General features: G+C 63.8%; 1 protein-coding gene. It reads left to right on the forward strand.

Annotated elements, in window-relative coordinates; translation table 11 throughout:
• Positions 1-87 precede the first annotated feature (87 nt).
• The coding region (locus AC1DLB_RS30405; RefSeq protein ID WP_477786332.1) for an efflux transporter outer membrane subunit at positions 88-1,208 on the forward strand (1,121 nt) is incomplete at its 3' end.

Consider the following 1,208-nt stretch of genomic DNA (forward strand, 5'->3'; position numbering starts at 1 on the left):
CTTCAGATAGACCGCGGCGTTCCCATCGCCAGCAAGCCGGCTCCTACAGGATCTCGTGACTCTCCCCCCTTTCAGGAATTTGCAGCAGTGCCGCGTCGCATCAACAGAGCGCTCAAGACGCTCAGTGTTTTGGCTTTAACCCTGGCAATCAGCGGCTGCATCGGAACCGGCGGTATTGCCCCACAAGGCAAGGCACTGGAGGCCAATTCACTGGCCACCGACGAAGCCATCCAGAGCGCCGCCCGGGACGCTCACTGGCCCACCGCCCAATGGTGGCAGGCCTACGGCGACCCGCAACTGAACCGCTGGATCTCCCTCGCCCTGCAAGACAGTCCGAACATGGCCATGGCCGCCGCGCGGGTGCGTCAGGCCCGGTCCATGGCGGGTATTGCCGAGTCCGCCGAGTCGCTGCAGATCAATGGCCAGTCGACCCTCAAACGCCACAACTGGCCCACCGATCAGTTCTACGGCCCCGGTGAGTTGGCCAACACCACCACTTGGGACAACAACGCCGCGCTGGGCTTCAGCTATGCCCTCGACCTCTGGGGGCGCGAAAGCAACGCCACCGAGCGAGCGGTGGACATGGCGCACATGAGCGCTGCCGAAGCACGGCAGGCCCAGCTCGAATTGCAGAACAACATCGTGCGCGCCTACATCGAACTCTCGTTGCATTACGCGCAACGGGACATCGTCGCGGCCACCTTGAAGCAGCAACAACAAATCCTCGACCTGGCGCAAAAACGCCTGGACGGTGGCATCGGCACGCACTTCGAAGTCAGCCAGGCCGAAACGCCGCTACCGGAAACCCATCGCCAACTCGATGCGCTGGACGAAGAAATCGCCCTCAGCCGTAATCAGCTCGCAGCCTTGGCCGGTAAGGGCCCGGGGGAGGGCGCGCAGTTGCAACGGCCGACGTTGTCGTTGGGGGCGGCGCTGAAGTTACCGTCGTCGCTGCCGGCGCAATTGCTCGGTCAACGCCCGGACGTGGTTGCCAGTCGCTGGCAAGTGGCGGCCCAGGCGCGGGGCATCGATGTCGCTCACGCAGGCTTCTACCCCAACGTCGATCTGGTCGGCAGCCTCGGTTACATGGCCACTGGCGGCGGTGCGCTGGAGTTCCTGACCGGCAAGAAGCTCAACTACAGCGTGGGACCTGCGATTACATTGCCGATTTTTGACGGCGGCCGCTTGCGTTCCGAGCTGGGTGAAGC

It is taken from the genome of Pseudomonas sp. 05N434 (assembly GCF_056396965.1).